General features: G+C 63.9%; 13 protein-coding genes. 7 read left to right on the top strand and 6 right to left on the bottom strand.

The features are described from left to right. Nucleotides 1-11: 11 nt before the first annotated feature. Entirely contained in the window at nt 12-2807 is a 2796-nt protein-coding gene (locus tag NKJ64_RS00910; protein WP_023826510.1) for a [protein-PII] uridylyltransferase, read from the bottom strand. Between the two features lie 32 nt (nt 2808-2839). Then, complete coding sequence (locus tag NKJ64_RS00905; RefSeq protein WP_023826511.1) at nt 2840-3682, bottom strand: glycosyltransferase family 25 protein; 843 nt, start codon at nt 3680-3682, stop codon at nt 2840-2842. Between the two features lie 177 nt (nt 3683-3859). Between NKJ64_RS00905 and NKJ64_RS00900 the strand changes: the two genes are divergently transcribed. The 4 genes from NKJ64_RS00900 to NKJ64_RS00885 all read left to right on the top strand — a co-directional run bounded on the left by NKJ64_RS00900 (nt 3860) and on the right by NKJ64_RS00885 (nt 8543). Beyond that, nucleotides 3860-6367, top strand: a complete 2508-nt coding sequence (locus tag NKJ64_RS00900; protein ID WP_023826512.1) for a heavy metal translocating P-type ATPase — start codon at nt 3860-3862, stop codon at nt 6365-6367. A 43-nt stretch (nt 6368-6410) separates the two neighbouring features. Further along, nucleotides 6411-6794 carry a CopM family metallochaperone gene (copM, locus tag NKJ64_RS00895; protein WP_023685134.1) on the top strand — a complete coding sequence of 128 codons (384 nt, stop codon included), beginning with the start codon at nt 6411-6413 and terminating at the stop codon, nt 6792-6794. 92 nt (nt 6795-6886) lie between these two features. Continuing rightward, nucleotides 6887-7732: an aldo/keto reductase gene (locus NKJ64_RS00890; protein WP_352461804.1), complete on the top strand. Its 846-nt coding sequence runs from the start codon at nt 6887-6889 to the stop codon at nt 7730-7732. Between the two features lie 61 nt (nt 7733-7793). Next, a complete protein-coding gene (locus NKJ64_RS00885) occupies nt 7794-8543 on the top strand; it encodes an MBL fold metallo-hydrolase (protein ID WP_352461803.1) in 750 nt (249 codons plus the stop codon). A 4-nt stretch (nt 8544-8547) separates the two neighbouring features. On the opposite strand, the gene NKJ64_RS00880 is transcribed toward NKJ64_RS00885, so the two are convergent. The 3 genes from NKJ64_RS00880 to mutS all read right to left on the bottom strand — a co-directional run bounded on the left by NKJ64_RS00880 (nt 8548) and on the right by mutS (nt 12436). Then, on the bottom strand, nt 8548-9102 hold the full coding sequence (locus NKJ64_RS00880) for a TetR/AcrR family transcriptional regulator (RefSeq protein WP_352461801.1): 555 nt from the start codon (nt 9100-9102) through the stop codon (nt 8548-8550). Between the two features lie 66 nt (nt 9103-9168). Further along, nucleotides 9169-9633, bottom strand: a complete 465-nt coding sequence (locus tag NKJ64_RS00875) for a nuclear transport factor 2 family protein (protein ID WP_352461799.1) — start codon at nt 9631-9633, stop codon at nt 9169-9171. Nucleotides 9634-9706: 73 nt separating this feature from the next. Further along, complete coding sequence (gene mutS, locus NKJ64_RS00870; RefSeq protein ID WP_352461798.1) at nt 9707-12436, bottom strand: DNA mismatch repair protein MutS; 2730 nt, start codon at nt 12434-12436, stop codon at nt 9707-9709. A 165-nt stretch (nt 12437-12601) separates the two neighbouring features. Between mutS and NKJ64_RS00865 the strand changes: the two genes are divergently transcribed. The 3 genes from NKJ64_RS00865 (at nt 12602) to NKJ64_RS00855 (ending at nt 17488) form a co-directional block, all read left to right on the top strand. After that, a complete protein-coding gene (locus tag NKJ64_RS00865; RefSeq protein ID WP_352461796.1) occupies nt 12602-13783 on the top strand; it encodes a glycosyltransferase family protein in 1182 nt (393 codons plus the stop codon). A 144-nt stretch (nt 13784-13927) separates the two neighbouring features. After that, the gene (locus NKJ64_RS00860) at nt 13928-16207 is read left to right on the top strand and encodes an NADP-dependent malic enzyme (RefSeq protein WP_352461794.1); all 2280 of its coding nucleotides are present in this window, start codon (nt 13928-13930) and stop codon (nt 16205-16207) included. Between the two features lie 207 nt (nt 16208-16414). Then, the gene (locus tag NKJ64_RS00855; protein ID WP_352461793.1) at nt 16415-17488 is read left to right on the top strand and encodes a diguanylate cyclase domain-containing protein; all 1074 of its coding nucleotides are present in this window, start codon (nt 16415-16417) and stop codon (nt 17486-17488) included. A 98-nt stretch (nt 17489-17586) separates the two neighbouring features. On the opposite strand, the gene NKJ64_RS00850 is transcribed toward NKJ64_RS00855, so the two are convergent. Then, the gene (locus tag NKJ64_RS00850; RefSeq protein ID WP_352461792.1) at nt 17587-18753 is read right to left on the bottom strand and encodes a porin; all 1167 of its coding nucleotides are present in this window, start codon (nt 18751-18753) and stop codon (nt 17587-17589) included. Between the last annotated feature and the right edge of the window lie 142 nt (nt 18754-18895).

Genomic DNA, 18895 nt, shown 5'->3' with positions numbered 1-18895 from the left:
CAAAGTGATGGTCACTCGGCCGCCGCCTTGGCCTTGCCGCCGCGCTCTGGGACAACGCCTTCAAGCGCCGCGATCAGCCTGGCGTGGATGGTGGCGGTGCGTGCCGGGTTGTCGATCTTCTGCCCCGTAAGGTCGGTGACATAGAAAGTGTCGATCACCTTCTCGCCGAAGGTGGTGATGTGAGCCGAGGCGATGTCGAGCGAGAGATCGGACAACGCACTGGTGATTTCCGACAACAGCCCAGGCCGGTCCAGTCCCTCGACCTCGATCACCGAAAACCGGTTCGACAGCGTGTTGCGGATTTCGGCGCGCGGCGGAATCTTGAACACCTTGGCGCCGCGCCGCGGCCGGGTGCGCTTCTCGATCATCTCCGGCAACCAGCTCTTGCCCGACAGCACGTCCTCGATCAGCCGGCCGACGCGCTCGGCGCGACGGCGCTCATCCTCGTCGCGGTCGAATTCCCGTGAGATCAGGATGATGTCCAGCGCGCGGCCGTCGGACGTGGTGAATATCTGCGCGTCGACGATGTTGCCGCCGGCTCCCGCGCAGGCGCCGGCAATAACCGAAAGCAGGCGCGGATGATCCTGCGCCAACACGGTGATCTCGGTCACCGCCTCGAATTGGTGGGTCCTGACCACGGTGGCGAGCTTCTTGCCTGCCGCGTCGGCTTCGCGGATGAATTCGGCATGGCGCAGCTGATCGGGGAGGTCGACCGTCAGCAGATAGTTCTCATAATGCAGGCCGACATAGCGCTTGCGGGCCTTGTCCGGCCAATCGGCCAGCGCCTCGGCCAGCCGCTCGCGCGCCGCCGCCGTCCGCTTGGCGCGCGACACTTCCGAGAAGCCGCCGGTCAAAAGCAGTTCGGTCTCGTAGTATAGCGTGCGCAGGAGCTGGCCCTTCCAGCCGTTCCACACGCCCGGCCCGACACCCCTGATGTCGCAGACGGTCAGGATCAACAGCATTTTCAGCCGCTCGACCGATTGCACGATCGAGGCGAAATCCTCGATCGTCTTGCGGTCGTTGAGGTCGCGCGTCTGCGCCGTCATCGACATCACCAGATGGTTCTCGACCAGCCAAGCGACGGTCTCGGTGTCGGCGGCCGACAGCCCCATATGCGGGCAGATGCGGCGTGCGATCCGGGCGCCGGCCTCTGAGTGATCCTCCGGCCGGCCCTTGGCGATGTCGTGCAGCAGCACCGCGACATAGAGCGCCTCGCGGCTCTTCTCTAGCCCCGGCATCAGCGTGTGCGAGAGCGGATGCACCTTTTCGCCGTCGCCGCGCTCGATCTCGGCCAAGACGCCGATGCAGCGGATCAGGTGCTCGTCCACCGTATAGTGGTGGTACATCGAGAACTGCATCATGGCGACTATTCTGCCGAAATCGGGGATCAGCCTGCCGAGCAGGCCGGCCTCGTTCATGCGCCGCAAATTAAGCTCGGCATTGCGGTCCGAGGTCAGGATGTCGAGGAACAGCCGGTTGGCCTCCTCGTCGCGCCGCAGCGACTTGTTGACCAGACCGAGCGAGCGGGTGAGCAGCTTCAGCGCATCGGGATGGAACTCCAGCCCGTGCTTGTCGGCGAACCAGAACAGCCTGAGCAGATTGACCGGGTCGCGCTCGAACACGCTGTCGTCGGCGACGTTGATGCGGTGATTGTCGACAATGAAGTCCGACGTGCCTGCCAGCTTGCGCTTGCGGCGCTGGAAGGTGAGGAAGATGCGGTTGAAGCCGGGCACATGCTTGGCCTGCTCTTCCTCGAGCGCGGCGCAGAAGATGCGGGTGAGGTCGCCGACATCCTTGGCGACGAGGAAGTAATGCTTCATGAAGCGCTCGACCGCCGACAGACCGGGATGGGTGGTGTAGCCCAGCCGTTCGGCGATCTCGCGCTGGATATCGAAATGCAGCCGTTCCTCTGGCTTGCCGGTGAGGAAATGCATGTGGCAGCGCACCGCCCACAGGAAGTCTTCGGCCTTCTGGAATTCGCGGTACTCGGCCTCGGTGAAGACACCTTTCTCGACCAATTCCTCGCCGGTGCGCACGCGATAAAAATACTTGGCGATCCAGAACAGCGTCTGCAAATCGCGCAGGCCGCCCTTGCCGTCCTTGACGTTGGGCTCGACCAGATAGCGGCTTTCGCCGGCCTTGGCATGGCGATCGTCGCGTTCGGCGAGCTTGGCCTGCACATATTCCGGTCCGGTGGTGCGCACCACTTCATGGTCGAAGCGGGTGAGCAATTCGTCGAAGAGCTTCTGTTCGCCCCACAGGAACCGCGCTTCCAGGATCGTGGTGCGGATGGTGATATCGCTGCGCGACAGCCTGAGACACTCGTCGATGTTGCGGGTGGCGTGGCCAACCTTCAACCCGAGGTCCCACAGCATATAGAGCATATATTCGACGATCTGTTCGCCCCACGGCGTCTGCTTGTAGGGCAGCAGGAACAACAGGTCGATGTCGGAGCCCGGCGCCAGCGTGCCGCGGCCATAGCCGCCGACGGCAACGACCGCCATGCGCTCTGCGGTCGAGGGGCTTTTCACCCGGTAGACGTGGGTCGCGGCGAACTCGTAGAGGGCGCGGATGATCTCGTCCATCAGATGCGACAGCCGGGCGGCGCAGGCCGTGCCGCTGCCATCGTCCATCAGCATGCGCTCGGCAACCTTGCGGCCCTCGGTCAGCCGATCCTTCAGCAGCCGGAGCGCACCGACGCGCGCGCCGGGCTCGGCGCCGCTGGCCGCCGAGATCAGCGCCGTCATGTCGCGGCGCAAAGCCTCGCTGTCGATCAGCGCGTCGAGCTTGAGGGAGATTTTTGCCATGGATTGCCGGGGGCCTCGCCTTTGCGCGGCGTCTATAGCGCGTTTTCACGGCGCTGTGTATGGGGCGGACGGACGCGTCGGCCGCGATACCAGAAAGGGATGATCATCTCGCGCCGGAGCCGGAAGAGATCGGCGATCTGCCGCGTCAACCGCCTGGTCTCGTTCCTTACCTTGGCGGTGATTGGCCTGGGGCGCCGTTTACCTATCCCGCTTGCCACCCATTCCTCTGTTCGCTCCTGCTTGAGCAGGCTTGGCAATCTCACCGGACTGTCGCCGAGGAATTGTGCCTGCAGGCACAATGCTGGGACGAGTTGGTAAATGACCTTGTCGGACGAGGTAGCAAAACGCGGATTGAAGATGAGGTGATCGACGGGAATGCTGATCTCATTCGTTGCCGCAAGAAGGTCCCGCGCGGCCTGTCTGGACAGGATGTATCCCGCCGTACCGATATGGAGCCCGTGCAGTCTGCTCGCAGAAAAACCGTGGCCGCAGGCAACTTGCTTGCGTGAAATTACGGTCCGGTTGAAGAACGTTTCCAACTTGACGATGTCCGCATCGGCGGGAATCCAGCCCGCATCGGCAAGCAAAGCGCCGGCTTTGTCCGGGAAAACGACATCGTCCTCGAAAATCGCCGCGTAAGCATCCTCACCTGTCGCGATCATCGACCAACACTGTTGGTGGCTGAGCAGGCATGCAATCTCGGCGTCGGCCAGACGCAAATGCTTCTTGCCCTGCGGCATTTCGGCCAGATCCGGCCGATCTCGCGCATCGATGGCGGCGACCCGCTCGAAGGCGATGCCGATGCGCGCGAACTCCGCCGTTACATGGGCGAGGCGATCGCGGGACCGATCGAGATTGATAATCAGGCATTTCATTTGGGTGGGATCGATGCAGTGGGACGCGCGTCCATAGCATGGGAACAAAGTCGCGTAAGCGATTTTCCCTTTGATGTGCGCGATGACGGCCATGATCGAAAAGTCGAAATCGCCCCTTGACCTTCCAGTTACTGGAAGCACTACCTCCTCACCCAGACAGATATAAGGCATTTTTCGATGGCGCATTCCGAGCATCACCACCACGCGGCCGATGGCAGCTGTTGTGCGGCAAAGGCTGCTGAGCCGGCCGCCGAAGCCGTGGTGCGCGATCCGGTGTGCGGCATGAGCGTCGATCCGGCCGCGGGCAAGCCGACGGCCGAGCATGGCGGCCGTCTCTTTCACTTCTGCAGCGAGGGTTGCCGTACGAAATTCGTCGCCGGGCCCGAAAAATACCTGACCGCCACCGACCCCGTCTGTGGCATGAGTGTCGACCGCGCTACCGCCAGGCATTTCTTCCGCCACGAAGGCCAGGGTTTCTATTTCTGCTCGGCCGGCTGCCAGGCGAAGTTCGAGGCCGAGCCACAAAAATATCTCGGCGATAGGCCGGCGCCGTCGCCAGTGCCGAAAGGCACGCAATACACCTGCCCGATGCACCCCGAAGTGATAAGAGACAAGCCCGGCTCCTGCCCGATCTGTGGCATGGCGCTTGAGCCGATGGGCGTTCCCACTGGCGATGAGGGCCCGAACCCCGAACTGGTGGACTTCACCAGACGGTTCTGGGTCAGCGCGGTGCTGTCCGTGCCGCTGCTGATCGTTGCCATGGCGCCGATGCTCGGCCTGACGTTCCAGGCGTTTGTCGACGGGCGAACGATGGTCTGGCTGGAATTGGCGCTGGCCAGCCCGGTGGCGCTGTGGGCAGCCTTCCCGTTCTTCCATCGGGGCTGGGAATCGGTGGTCAACCGCAGCCCCAACATGTGGACGCTGATTTCGCTGGGTGTGGGTGCGGCCTACCTCTACAGCGTCGTCGCCGCACTGTTTCCGGACATCTTTCCGCATCAGTTCCGTGGCCATGGCGGCACCGTCCCGGTCTATTTCGAGGCAGCTTCCGTCATCGTCGCGCTGGTATTCCTCGGTCAGGTGCTCGAATTGCGGGCGCGCGAAAAGACCGGCTCGGCCATCCGTGCGCTGCTCGGCCTGGCGCCGAAGACGGCACGGCTGATCGGGGAGGACGGCTCCGACACCGACGTGCCGCTCGATGCGGTCAAGACCGGCGACCACCTGCGCCTCCGTCCGGGCGACGCCGTGCCGGTCGACGGCATCGTAACGGAAGGCCGTTCCTCCATCGACGAATCGATGATCTCGGGCGAGCCGCTGCCGGTCGAAAAAACGAAAGGCGATGCCTTGACCGGCGGCACGCTCAACAAGAACGGTTCGCTGATCATGCGCGCCGAAAAGGTCGGCTCCGAAACGACGCTTTCGCGCATCGTCGAGCTGGTCGCAAAGGCGCAGCGTTCGCGCGCGCCGATTCAAGGTCTGGCCGATCGCGTCTCCTTCTACTTCGTGCCGGCCGTCGTGCTGGTCGCGCTCGCGGCCTTTGCCGCCTGGGCGATCTTCGGTCCCGAACCCAGCTTGATCTTTGCCATCGTCTCGGCGGTCTCGGTGCTGATCATCGCCTGCCCCTGCGCGCTCGGACTGGCGACGCCGATGTCGATCATGACCGCCACCGGGCGCGGGGCGCACGCGGGCGTGCTGATCAAGGACGCGGCCGCGCTCGAGCGCTTCGCTTCGGTCGACACGTTGATCGTCGACAAGACCGGCACCTTGACCGAAGGCAAGCCTCGCTTGACCGATGTCGTCGCTGCCGACGGCCTGTCCGAGAATGAGTTGCTGGCGCTCGCCGCCGGCCTGGAAAAAGGCTCGGAGCATCCGCTGGCCGAGGCCATTGTCGGCGGCGCCGGCGAACGCGGCCTGACGCTCGTTGAGGCCGGCGGCTTCGACGCCGTCACCGGCAAGGGCGTATCCGGCACGGTGTCTGGCAGGAAGGTTTCGCTCGGCAACGCCGCCATGATGGCCGATGTCGGCATCGACACCGCTTCCCTGTCGGCCAGGGCCGAGGCGCTGCAGGCAGAAGGCAAGACGGCGATGTTCGTTGCGGTGGACAAAAAACTGGCCGGCATTGTCGCGGTCGCCGATCCGGTCAAGGCAACGACAGCCGAGGCGATCAGGGCGCTGCACGACAGAGGCTTGCGGATCATCATGGCGACCGGCGACAATGAACGCACGGCGCGCGCCATCGCCAAAAGCCTTGGCATTGACGAGGTGCGCGCCGGCCTTCTGCCGGAACAAAAGGCCGCCCTTGTCGAGGAGTTGCGTGCGAAAGGTGCCGGCGTCGCCATGGCCGGGGACGGCGTCAACGATGCGCCGGCCTTGGCCAGCGCCGATGTCGGCATCGCCATGGGCACCGGCGCCGATGTCGCTGTCGAGAGCGCCGGCATTACGCTGGTCAAGGGCGATCTCAACGGCATCGTCAGGGCGCGAACACTCGCCCAGGGGACTATCCGCAACATCCGCCAGAATCTGTTTTTCGCCTTCCTCTACAATGTGCTTGGCGTGCCGGTTGCTGCCGGCGTGCTCTATCCGCTCACCGGCACGCTTTTGTCGCCGATGCTGGCGGCGGCGGCCATGAGCCTGTCTTCGGTTTCGGTCATCGCCAACGCATTGCGGCTGCGGACGTTGAAACTCTGAGCAAAGCCCCCAGATTCGAATTTCAATCAACAGGAGATCATGGATGACCTTGGCTAAGAAAATCGTGCTTTTGATGATGGCGGCGGGAATGCTGCTTGCCGTTTTCCTCGAAAGCGTCCCGGCGCAATCCGAAGAGATGAAACACGACATGGGCGCGATGGGCGCGCAAGGTCCTTCGACCGACGGCTACAAGGCGGCGATGGACAAGATGCACACCGACATGATGATCGAATATTCCGGCAATGCCGATGTCGATTTCGTGCGCGGCATGATCCCGCATCATCGGGGCGCGATCGACATGGCCAAGGTGGAACTCGCCAATGGCAAGGATCCCGAAATCCGCAAGCTGGCCGAAGATGTCATCGCCGCGCAGGAAGCCGAGATCGCCAAGATGCAGGCCTGGCTCGCCGCCCATCCGGCGAAGTAAGGCAGCAACGGCCATGCCGGAGAGATTCATTCTGGATTTCTCTCCGTGCTTGTGATGCCATTCGCATCGATTACACGGCGCCAGGAGCCCACATGCCATCGACGATAAGAGCCACCACACTGCCTTCGGGCGAGGCCGTCCAGGTGCTGGGACAGGGCACATGGAAGATGGGCGAGGATTCCCGCCGCCGCGCCGGCGAGGTCAATGCCCTGAAGCTCGGGCTGGACCTTGGCATGACGTTGATCGACACCGCTGAAATGTATGCCAGCGGCGGCGCCGAGGAGGTGGTGGCGGAAGCCATTGCCGGGCGCCGCGACGAGCTCTTTCTTGTCTCCAAGGTATTGCCGTCCAATGCCTCGCGCGCCGGCGTGGCGCGGGCCTGCGAAAACAGCTTGAAGCGCCTGCGCACCGACCGCATCGATCTCTATCTCCTGCACTGGCCGGGCAGTGTGCCTCTATCTGAAACCGTCGAGGCGTTCGAGGCGCTGAAGGAGGCCGGCAAGATACGCCACTGGGGTGTCAGCAATTTCGACACCGACGAGATGGAGGAGTTGACCGGCCTGTCGTCTGGCGATCATGTCCAGACCAACCAGGTGCTCTACAATCTGTCGCGGCGCGGCCCCGAATTCGATCTCGCACCGTGGAGCCGGCAGCGCGGCATCCCGCTGATGGCCTATTCGCCGGTCGAGCAGGGCGCGCTGGCGCGCAATTCCAGGCTGGAAACCATCGCCGCCCGCCACAACGCCACGGCAGCACAGATCGCGCTTGCCTGGGTGATGGCGCAGCCCGGTGTCATCGCCATCCCGAAGGCGAGTAGCCAGGAGCATGTCCGCCAGAATTTTGCCGCGCTCGACATCGAGCTGACGGCCGAAGACCTCGCCGAACTCGACCGCGCCTTTCCACCGCCGACGCGCAAGCGCGGGCTGGAGATGATCTAGATTGGAACGGGTTTCGACCGGGTATCATCATACGGCGTATAGAGTCGGAGCCATGACGGTCATGTCGCTGCGCGACGGTTACGTCGACATGCCAATCAGGCGGCTGCGCCAGCCCGGAGACCTGACATTCGGTGACAACCTGCCCTCGCATGTACCGCTCGTCGACGGTGCGCTCAGGCTGTCGGTCAACGCCTTCGCCATCGATGACGGCGACGACATCACGCTGATCGACACAGGGGCTTCGAACGCCTGGCACCCGACAATGGGGCACCTGCCCGAGGCGCTGCGCGAGGCGAAGATCGCCACCGAGCGGATTCGGACTGTTGCTTTCACCCACACCCATCTCGACCATATACACGGGCTCATCCTTGCCGATGGTGGCGACGGCTTCCCGCAGCTCTCTCGGCTGCTTGTCCCGCGCGCTGAGCTCGGCATGTTTCGCGACGTGGCGAGGCTGGAACGCTTCCACGATCGCGCCCAGCCTCTCGATGCTGGACAGCGCGTCAGCGCTGACATCGATACGATCGGCTCCGCTGGTCATGAAGCCGGCCACACTTGCTTTCGCGTTGTGAGCGCAGGCGAAACACTGTTGATCTGGGGCGACATCGTACATGTGCCGTCGCTTCAATTCGATCGACCCGAGATCACGTGGGAATTCGACGCAGACCAGCAGCAGGCGAGGGAAAGCCGGTTGCAAATGCTGGCGCTTGCGGCCAACACCGACTGCTACGTCGCCGGCGCGCATCTTGATTCGCCCGGCGTCGGCCGGGTTTTTCGAAGCGAGGCGGCTTTCCGCTTCGAGCCCTTATAGCACTCTAGCCGAGCGCCGCCCGCGCTCGTTGCAGGGCGCGGGAAAACACTGCGGTGTCGTCGAAGGCGCGCGCCAGCGTGAGCGCGCCCAGGATGGCGCCGACCGTCTCTGCGGCGATTTCATCCGCCTTGGCCGGGTCGTGTCCGGCGCGCGTCAGCGCTTCGGCAAGATGCGCCACCCAGCGGCCGAAATAGCTTCTGATGGCCTTGGCGAAGAGATCGCGGGATTCGTCCAGCGCGAAGGCGCCGATCAGGCACACCCGGCGCCCCGACCGGAAATAGCTCTCCGTCGCTTCGAACATCCGATCGATGCCCGTACGAGGGTCGGCCCTGTCCTGCAACGGCACGAAGACATTCTCCTCGAACCAGCCATCTATATGGGCAATGACAGCCGCCGCCATCTCTTCCTTGCCGCCGGGGAAGAAGTGGTAAAGGCTGCCTTTGCCTAGGCCGGTCGCCGCACCGATCCGCGCCAGGCTCGCCCCTTCATAGCCGTGTTCGCGGAAAACCTCGCCGATGATGGAGAGCAAATCGGCGCGATCGGGCGCGATCCTGCGCATGCGCTAGTTTTTCCGCTTGAGCATGATCTTTGCCGAAAACCGCGACACAGCTCTAGGGATCATATTCTAAAGTCCGAGTTCGGACAGGCCGGGATGGTCGTCCGGCCGGCGGCCGAGCGGCCAGTGATATTTGCGCTCACCCTCGGCGATCGGCAGGTCGTTGATGCTGGCGACGCGCCTACGCATCAGCCCGGCCGCGTCGAATTCCCAATTCTCATTGCCGTAGGAGCGGAACCAGTGGCAAGTGTCGTCGCGCCATTCATAGGCAAAGCGCACCGCGATGCGGTTGTCGTTCCAGGTCCAGACCTCCTTGATCAGGCGGTAGTCGAGCTCGCGAGCCCATTTGCGCGTGAGGAAGGAGACGATCTCATTTCTGCCCGAGACGAACTCGGCGCGGTTGCGCCAGGTGCTGTCCTGCGTATAGGCGAGCGAAACCCGTTCGGGATCGCGGCTGTTCCAGGCGTCTTCGGCAAGCCGAGCCTTCTGCGCGGCGGTCTCGGCGGTGAAGGGCGGCAGCGGCGGACGGCTCATGTCATTCTCCCATCGGCAAAGGCGATGGCGAGCATTGTACCAATCGGTACAATTGGTCAAGGCCGAAATCGGGCTAGGTTTTCCCCGCCAGCCCCTTCAGCCGGTAGAGCGCTTCCAGCGCCTCGCGCGGCGTCATCTCGTCTGGATTGATCTCACCCAGCGCGGCGCCCAATGCGTCGCTCTTCGCAGGCTTTGCCGCTTCCCGCTTCATTGCCACCGAAAACAGCGGCAGATCGTCGACCAGCCGGTTGGCCTTGCCGGAGACATCGCCTTCCTCGAGCTGATGCAGCACCTCTTTGGCGCGGCCGACCACCGCTTCCGGCAGACCGGCAAGGCGAGCGACCTGAACGCCATAGGAGCGATCGGCGGCACCCTTGCCGACCTCGTGCAGGAAGACGACGTCGCCTTCCCATTCCTTGACCCGCATGGTGACGTTGGAAAGGCGCGGCAGTTTGCCGGACAGCGCCGTCATCTCGTGGAAATGGGTGGCAAAGATCGCCCGGCAGCGGTTCTTCTCGTGCAGGTACTCGACCGCCGCCCAGGCGATCGACAGGCCATCGAAAGTGGCGGTGCCGCGGCCGATTTCGTCGAGGATCACCAGCGCCCGCTCACCGGCCTGGTTGAGGATCGCCGCCGTCTCGACCATCTCGACCATAAAGGTGGAGCGGCCACGCGCCAGATCGTCCGAGGCGCCGACCCGCGAGAACAACCGGTCGACGACGCCGATATGGGCCGATGTCGCCGGCACGAAGGAACCGGTTTGGGCGAGGATGGCGATCAGTGCGTTTTGCCGCAGGAAGGTCGACTTACCGCCCATATTCGGACCGGTGAGCAGCCAGATCGCGCCGGCCTTGGCCCCGTCTTGCGGCGACAGATCGCAATCATTGGCGACGAACGGCCCTTCGCCCGAGCGCCGCAGCGCCTGTTCCACCACCGGATGGCGTCCGCCCGAGATATCGAAGGCGAGGCTGGAATCGACCAGCGGCCGGCACCAGGCTTCACTCTCCGACAACAGCGCGAGCGCCGCCGACACGTCGAGTACGGCAAGCGCATCGGCGCCGGCGCGGATCTTCTGCGCCTCGGCGACCGCCTCTGTCGTCAGCGTGTCGAAAGCGGCAAGCTCGATGCTCAGCGCCCGGTCGGCGGCATTGGCGATTTTGGTCTCGAGTTCGGCAAGTTCGGTCGTGGTGAAACGCATGGCGTTGGCCATGGTCTGGCGGTGGATGAAGCGCGCCTTGGCGCCGTCGCTTCCGGTCATGATCGAATGGTGGTTGGCGGTCACCTCGATGTAGTAACCCAGCACATTGTTGTGCCGGATTTTCAGCGAGCGGATGCCGGTCTCCTCGATCAGCGAGCGCTCCAGTCCGGCGATCACCTTGCGCGATTCGTCGCGCAGCGCCCGCATTTCGTCGAGTTCGGCATGGTAGCCGCCACGCACGAAGCCGCCGTCGCGCCTCAGCAGCGGCAGTTCCTCGCCAAGAGCCTGGGTCAGATGCTTGGCCAGCGCGCGCGGCAGCGCCTTTATCGCGGCAAGTGCCGCGGTCAGCTCAGCGGGCAGGACGGTCGTTCCGAACAGTTCGGCAATGGTGGCCGCCGCTTCGAAGCCGGCACGCAGCGCGCCGAGATCGCGCGGACCGCCGCGGTTGAGCGCCAACCGCGACAGCGCCCGCGGCATGTCGGCGACGCTCTTCAGGCTTGACCGCACAGCCTGGCAGAGCCGCGTCTCGGTGCGGAAGAACGATACCGAATCAAGCCGGGCAGCAATCGCCGCCGGATCGGTTAGCGGCGCCATCAGCCGGTCGGCGAGCAGCCTGGCGCCGCCGCCGGTGACCGTGCGGTCTATAGCCTTGAACAGCGAGCCGTCGCGGCTGCCCGACAGCGTGCGCAACAGTTCCAGATTGCCGCGTGTCGCAGGATCGATGAACAGCGTCGAGCCCTGCTCCTCGCGTTCGGGACGCGACAAAGGCGGCCGCTCGGCCTTCTGCGTCTTTTCGACATAGGCGATGGCGCCCGAGATCGCCGACAATTCGGCGCGCGAGAAGGCACCGAAACTGTCCGGCGTCGCCACTTCGAAGAAGCGCGCGATCCGCCCCGCTGCCGAAGCCGAATCGAAAAGCGACGGCGGCTGCGGGCTGGCGACGCGGCCGATGAAGTCGAACACCGGCTTCAGCTCGGGATCGTAAAACACCGGCTCGGCGACGATCAGCTCGCGCGGGTCGACGCGGAAGACATCGGCCAGCAGGCGGTCGGCCGTGGTTTCGGCGACGCGGAAGACGCCGGTCGAGATCTCGATCCAGGCCAGGGCGAAGGCGTCACCGCTGTTGCCGCCCTTCACCCGCCCTAGCGCCATCAGGAAGCTCGATTCCGACGGCGCCAGCAATTTATCCTCGGTGATGGTGCCTGGCGTCACCAGGCGCACCACGTCACGGCGTACGACCGATTTGCCGCCGCGCTTCCTGGCTTCCGCCGGGTCCTCGATCTGCTCGCAGACGGCGACGCGAAAACCTTGGCCGATCAGCTTTTGCAGATAGTCGTCGGCCGCATGCACCGGCACGCCGCACATCGGAATGTCGTTACCCTGGTGCTTGCCGCGCTTGGTCAGGACGATGCCCAGCGCCTTGCTCGCCTTTTCGGCGTCGTCGAAGAACAGCTCGTAGAAATCGCCCATGCGGTAGAACAGCAGAGAATCCGGATTCGCCGCCTTGATCTCGATAAACTGCTCCATCATCGGCGTGACGCTGCCGACGGGCGCAGACGGTGTCACCTCTGGGGCGTCGGTTTCTGCTGAAGTGTGCATGTTCATGCCCGCACGCTAGCAGATGTAGGTGCGGGGTTTAATGCAGGCGGCTCGAAAAGCAGGGGACGACCGGCCTCGACGGCGGCTTGTGCTCCCTCTATGCCGGGTGAAGCCGTTGGTTGCATCGGGCGACAACCAGACCCTATGATCGCCATGGCGGGGATAAGCGGCATGGATCAGGACAAACAGGAGGCGTTCGAAGAGCTGGTCGGTCCGGCTGGATCGGCGCTTGAGCGCCTGCTGCTGTTGGCGGCGCGGCGCGTCCACCGCACCAAAAGCAAGCTTAGGGGGACAGTGCGCAAGCGCGTCCCCTTCCTCCTGCCGACACGGGGACCGCTGTCCGATCTCGATAGCGGCATCGAGATGTCGCTGCATGTGCTCAGCCGCGACCCGCTGGTGCTCTATGTCCCGATTGGCGGAGCCCGTCCGCTCTATCCGCTGGCGGCCCTTGGCCGGCGCCTGGCGGGACGGCGCGTCACCTTCCTGACGATGCAGACCTGGACCATGGAGCGGCCGGCTGTCATCGCCCGGATAGGCCGCGATCTCGCCTGGTATGCCGGCAGGTTTCCGCTGCACGAAATCATCTTCCTGTGCAACACCGAGGAAGAGCGCCGTCTCGTCGCGGCTGCGGGCGGCAATGCCATCTTCTCCAACCACAATCTGATGGTGTCGGAGGATATATTCCGGCCGCTGCCGGACGTGCCGGTCGAATTCGACGCGGTCTACAATGGCCGCATCTCGCCGATCAAACGCCATCACCTGGCCTTCGACATAGAGCGGCTGGCCCACATCACCTATTCGATCGGCGAATTGCCGCCGGTTGCCGCCCGCGCCTTTGTTCGGCGACTGCAGGCGCGTTCGCCGCTCCACCAGATCGCCAATCCGCTCGTCGACGGCTGGCCGGGCAAGCTGACGGCGCAACAGGTCAACCACGTCTACAACCAGGCCGCCGTCGGGCTGTGCCTGTCGGCCGTGGAAGGAGCGATGTACTCCTCGATGGAATATCTGATGGCCGGCCTGCCGATCGTCAGTACGCCGAGCCTTGGCGGTCGCGACGTCTATTTCGATCCGGATTATTGCATCGTCGCCGATCCGGAACCGGCTGCCATTCGCCGCGCGGTCGAGACGCTGCGAGATCGTGCCATACCGCGTCAGCACATCCGCCGCCGCACGCTGGAGAAGGTTCACGCCCAGCGCATCGAACTCATGGCGTTCCTGACTGCATTGCTGCGGCGCAAGGGAAGTCGTGCGCCACCCATCGAGACGTGGCCTTTCCCCGGCACAGACGGCATGATGCGACGGGGAACGGTGCGCGAAATCGCTGCTTTCGTCAGCGAGCCAGAGCCGACGTGACGTCATCCGACCCTCGGGAGATTTCGCTGCGGGCGTGAAGATCGCTTGGCGATTTACAGCGGTGGCGTGTAGCCTTGATCCAGAAGTTTCAAAAACACGCACCCGTCTCAAGGGGGCGACACCGGCGAGGAAATCAAAAGCATCATGGCCAAGAAAACCGAAAACAGCGGCCCCTCCGTCAGTGCCGAGGAGGCGCTGGAATTCCACGCCATGGGCCGCCCCGGCAAGCTGGAGATCGTCGCCACCAAGCCGATGGCGACGCAGCGCGATCTGAGCCTCGCCTATTCGCCGGGTGTGGCGGTTCCTGTGCTGGCCATAGCCGAAGACCCCAGCCGCGCTTTCGACTACACGACGCGCGGCAACATGGTCGCCGTCATCTCCAACGGCACCGCCATTCTCGGCCTCGGCAATCTCGGCGCGTTGGCCTCCAAGCCGGTGATGGAAGGCAAGGCGGTGCTGTTCAAGCGCTTCGCCGATGTCGATTCCATCGACCTCGAGGTCGACACCGAGGATGCCGACGAATTCATCAACTGCGTGCGCTTTCTCGGCCCGTCCTTCGGCGGCATCAACCTGGAAGACATCAAGGCGCCGGAATGCTTCATCATCGAGCAGCGGCTGCGCGAACTGATGGACATCCCGGTCTTCCATGACGACCAGCACGGCACCGCCATCATCTCGGCCGCCGGGCTGATCAACGCGCTGGAGATCACCGGCCGCGACATGAAGACCACGAAAATGGTCTGCAACGGCGCCGGCGCCGCCGGCATTGCCTGCATCGAACTGATGAAGGCGATGGGCTTTGCCCCCGAGAACATCATCCTGTGCGACACCAAGGGCGTCGTCTACCAGGGCCGCACCGAAGGCATGAACCAGTGGAAGTCGGCGCATGCGGTCAAGACCGACACGCGCAGCCTGGCCGAGGCGCTGGACGGCGCCGACGTCTTCCTCGGCCTGTCGGCCAAGGGCGCATTGACCACCAAGATGGTGCAGTCGATGGCCAAGAACCCGATCATCTTCGCCATGGCCAATCCCGACCCGGAGATCACGCCGGAGGAAGTGGCCGAAATCCGCACCGATGCCATCATGGCCACCGGGCGTTCCGACTACCCCAACCAGGTCAACAATGTGCTGGGCTTCCCCTACATCTTCCGCGGTGCGCTGGATGTCAGGGCCACCACCATCAATGACGACATGAAGATCGCCGCAGCGAGAGCGCTGGCCGACCTGGCGCGCAAGGACGTGCCCGATGATGTCGCCGCCGCCTATCAGGGCAACCGGCCGAAATTCGGCCCGAACTACATCATTCCGGTGCCGTTCGATCCGCGCCTGATCTCGGCCATCCCGCTCGCGGTGGCCAAGGCGGCGATGGAGTCGGGCGTCGCCCGCAAGCCTATCCTCGACCTCGACCGCTACGCGCAGGAGCTGTCGGCCCGCCGCGACCCGATCGCCTCGACCTTGCAGCGCATCTACGATCGCGTCCGCCGCCAGCCCAAGCGCATCGTCTTTGCCGAGGGCGAGGAAGAACAGGTGATGCGCGCCGCCGTCTCCTATGTGAACCAGAAGCTCGGCACCGCGATCCTGCTCGGCCGCGACGATGTCATCAAGGAAAACGCCAGGCACGCCGGCATCGACCTCAACAAGCAAGGCATCGAGATCATCAATGCCAGGCTGTCGCGCCGCAACGGCATCTATACCGATTATCTCTACGAGCGCATGCAGCGCAAGGGCTTCCTGTTCCGCGACTGCCAGCGGCTGATCAACAACGACCGCAACCATTTCGCCGCCTGCATGGTGGCGCTGGGCGATGCCGACGGCATCGTCACCGGCGTCACCCGCAACTATTCCACGGCGCTCGACGATATCCGCCGCGTCATCGACGCCAAGCCCGGACACCGCGTCATCGGCGTCTCCATCGTGCTCGCGCGGGGCAAAACAGTCCTCGTCGCCGATACCGCCGTGCACGACATGCCCAATGCCGAGCAGATCGCCGACATCGCCGAAGAGGCGGCGGGATTTGCCCGCCGCATGGGCTACGAGCCGAGGCTCGCCATGCTGGCCTATTCGACTTTCGGCCACCCGCAGGGCGAGCGCTCGGAACGCGTCCAGGAAGCGGTACGCATCCTCGACAAGCGCCGCGTCGATTTCGAATATGATGGCGAGATGGCCGCCGACGTGGCGCTCAATGCCCGCGCCATGGCCCAGTATCCATTCATTCGCCTGACCGGCCCGGCCAATGTGCTGATCATGCCGGCGTTCCACTCGGCCTCGATCTCGACCAAGATGCTGCAGGAACTCGGCGGCTCCACCGTCATCGGCCCGCTGCTGGTCGGCCTCAACAAGCCGGTCCAGATAGTCTCGCTCAACGCCAAGGATTCCGACATCGTCAACATGGCTGCGATCGCGGCGTATACGGCGGGTGCTTGAGGGGCGGTCCGCGCCGCGGACTGTCTTTTTCCTGCTTGGGCGGAGTCGCTGGCGTTGCAGCGGCTCGTGTCGCCGAACGCTTGCACCGATGGCCTATTCGCGCCACCCCATAAGAGATTGATAACATTCACCTGATATAGAACCCCTCTCGCCGACCTGCCGTAACGGCATTTATGGCGCGCTCAGACCGCTAACGGGGGTGCGGCCATGAAGCATGACGGGGTTTCTGCATCCGCGGTTGGCCAGGGGGTCTACCACGACGAGCGGCTAGACGCGCTGCTCAGCATCACCGGCCGCATGGACGGTTATCTCTACCGTTGCCGCAACGATGCGTCCTACACCATGCTCTACATCAGCGACGGCATCTTCACCGTCAGCGGCTACCGGCCGAGCGATTTCATCCACAACGCGGTGCGCGACTATGTCTCAGCCATCCACCCGGACGATCTCGCCGCCGTCTATGCCGCCGTCGACACCGCGATCGAGGCGCGGTGTAACTGGAATGTCGACTACCGCATCGTACCGCAGGTCGGCGAGCCGCTCTGGGTCCGCGAGATCGGTGGCGGCGTCTGGGATGAAGCCGGCGAACTGGAATTCCTCGAAGGCTTCGTCGTCGACATCAGCGACCGCAAGGTCGTCGAGGATCTCAACGCCGAACTGCTTTTGGAGCTGAAGGCTGCCAATGAGGAGCTGTCAGCGCAAAAGCGCGAGATCGAGCTGGCCAAGCAGCAGAGCGACCATTCGGCCAACCACGACGCGTTGACCGACCTGCCCAACCGGCGCGCCTTCCACAACGAACTCAAATTGGTGATCGACCGTTGCGCCGGCACCGGCGATGCAGCCGGTCTTCTGTTCATCGACCTCGACCGGTTCAAGCAGGTCAACGACACGCTCGGCCACGAGGCTGGCGATGCGCTGCTGCAGCGCGTGTCGGACAAGCTGCGCACGATCCTGCGCAGCGCCGATTTCGTCGCGCGGCTCGGGGGTGATGAGTTTGCCTTCCTGTTTTCGGGGAACGCGGAGCAGGCCAGGGAGAAGGCCGTGCGCGTGGCGGAGCGCGTGCTGGAGCGGCTGCGCATCAAGGTTCCCGCTCCGGGTGGCGACATCCATGTCGGCTGCACTGTCGGCGTTGCGATCTATCCGACGGAGGCTGCCGATCCGGATGCGCTGGTCGCGCTCGCCGACCGGCTCATGTACATCGGCAAGAAAAACGGTCGCGACCGGCTGGTCACCACCGACGCTTTGGGGTTCGAAGCCGGCGAGCTTCGCCAGTCCGCCTGAACGAAGCGCTCATCGCGACGACACAGCGACGCCCGGTGCTCGAATGAAAAAGGCCCACAGCGTGCGCTGCGGGCCTTTTCCTATGATGGGTCGGTAGATCAGAACGAGCGCTGGAAGCGGAGGATGCCGCCAAGGCTGCTCTTCTTGTTGGCCTTGGTCCAGTTGTTGAAGTCAGCGTCGCCGAATTTTCCGGCATTGAGGTAATCGACTTCAGCCGTGACGGTAAAGCCAGGCACGACGGTATAGGCAACGTTAGCGGCGACGCCGAGGTTCTTCCAGTCGTCATAAGAGACCTGAGCGTTGAACGACGTCTTGTCGTTGAACTTGTAGGTGCCGCCACCCCAGATTGCCCAGTTGCCGCCCCACTGCTTGTAGAAGCCGCGACCGTGAGCATCGATAGTGTTGCCCGCGTAGTCGGTGAGGTTGTCATCGGTGCCGTAGCCGCCCATGACGAAGAGCGTGAACTCCTTGCTGACATTGACGTCCAAGCGGACCTTGCCTGCCACTTCCTCGTAGTTGCTGTCATAGGCGACGACGCCCGTGACCGAACCCCAGTCGCTCTTGTACTTCAGGCCGCCGACGACATGCGGAACGTAGCTGTCGATGGTGCCAACCGCGCCCGCGCCTTCTTCGAGAGAGACCACGGCGGAGAAGCCATTGCCTGCGTCGAAGTAGTACTGAACGACGTTGCTCTCCTGTCCGCCATACGGAACCAGCGTGTCCTGGATGACGGCGCCGGCATAGTTGGTGAACGTATCGAAAGCCGTGTCGTCCTTACCGACGCGCAGGCCACCGAGCTGAATGTAGGCGTAACGCAGCGACAGCGCCTTGTTGCGGCCCTGCCAGTCGTTAGCATTGGAAGAGGCTTGATTAAGATAGTCGCCATTGCTGTTGCCGAAATTGAAGCGGGTCTCGGTGTAGGTCTTCAAGGTGCCGAGTTCGGTTTCCTGGCCGGTCCAGGTCTTCAGCGTGAAGCGGGCGTTCTTGGAGAAACTCGAATTCGTACCGTCCTCATGGTCAGGGACATGGTTGGCACCATCGAATGAGCCGGCATCGCCGGCGCCGATGTCGTAACGGACGTAGCCGCCGATGCGCAGGCAGGTCTCGGTGCCGGGGATGTAGAAATAGCCCGAGCCGTAGACGTCGCAGATCTTGACGTATTCGGCCGGTTCCGGCTCGGCGACGACGACCGCGTCGGCGGCGCGTGCGCCCGAAACCGCGATCAGTGCCGCGGCGGAGCCGAGCAGAAGGCTCTTGATGTTCATTTTCTTGAATCTCCAGTCAAAGGTTCAAATCAGGTCGGACATGGCTCTGCGGCCTGCCGCTTCACCCCATACTGAAAGCCGCGCATCGCGCCGTGCTCCCGCCTCCGACATGGCCCATGCCGAGGCGGCGATCAACAGAGAT

Origin of the sequence: Mesorhizobium sp. M0062 (assembly GCF_040323125.1) — a bacterium.
Taxonomy (GTDB): domain Bacteria; phylum Pseudomonadota; class Alphaproteobacteria; order Rhizobiales; family Rhizobiaceae; genus Mesorhizobium.
The sequence above is the reverse complement of the archived record's forward strand: the minus strand, read 5'-3'. Positions and strand labels throughout refer to the sequence as shown.

Excerpts from the sequence above, each read along its gene's own strand:
- NKJ64_RS00910 (WP_023826510.1), bottom strand. The coding sequence starts at position 2,807 with ATGGCAAAAATCTCCCTCAAGCTCGACGCGCTGATCGACAGCGAGGCT.
- NKJ64_RS00905 (WP_023826511.1), bottom strand. The coding sequence starts at position 3,682 with ATGAAATGCCTGATTATCAATCTCGATCGGTCCCGCGATCGCCTCGCC.
- NKJ64_RS00900 (WP_023826512.1), top strand. The coding sequence starts at position 3,860 with ATGGCGCATTCCGAGCATCACCACCACGCGGCCGATGGCAGCTGTTGT.
- copM (WP_023685134.1), top strand. The coding sequence starts at position 6,411 with ATGACCTTGGCTAAGAAAATCGTGCTTTTGATGATGGCGGCGGGAATG.
- NKJ64_RS00890 (WP_352461804.1), top strand. The coding sequence starts at position 6,887 with ATGCCATCGACGATAAGAGCCACCACACTGCCTTCGGGCGAGGCCGTC.
- NKJ64_RS00885 (WP_352461803.1), top strand. The coding sequence starts at position 7,794 with ATGTCGCTGCGCGACGGTTACGTCGACATGCCAATCAGGCGGCTGCGC.
- NKJ64_RS00880 (WP_352461801.1), bottom strand. The coding sequence starts at position 9,102 with ATGCGCAGGATCGCGCCCGATCGCGCCGATTTGCTCTCCATCATCGGC.
- NKJ64_RS00875 (WP_352461799.1), bottom strand. The coding sequence starts at position 9,633 with ATGAGCCGTCCGCCGCTGCCGCCCTTCACCGCCGAGACCGCCGCGCAG.
- mutS (WP_352461798.1), bottom strand. The coding sequence starts at position 12,436 with ATGAACATGCACACTTCAGCAGAAACCGACGCCCCAGAGGTGACACCG.
- NKJ64_RS00865 (WP_352461796.1), top strand. The coding sequence starts at position 12,602 with ATGGATCAGGACAAACAGGAGGCGTTCGAAGAGCTGGTCGGTCCGGCT.
- NKJ64_RS00860 (WP_352461794.1), top strand. The coding sequence starts at position 13,928 with ATGGCCAAGAAAACCGAAAACAGCGGCCCCTCCGTCAGTGCCGAGGAG.
- NKJ64_RS00855 (WP_352461793.1), top strand. The coding sequence starts at position 16,415 with ATGAAGCATGACGGGGTTTCTGCATCCGCGGTTGGCCAGGGGGTCTAC.
- NKJ64_RS00850 (WP_352461792.1), bottom strand. The coding sequence starts at position 18,753 with ATGAACATCAAGAGCCTTCTGCTCGGCTCCGCCGCGGCACTGATCGCG.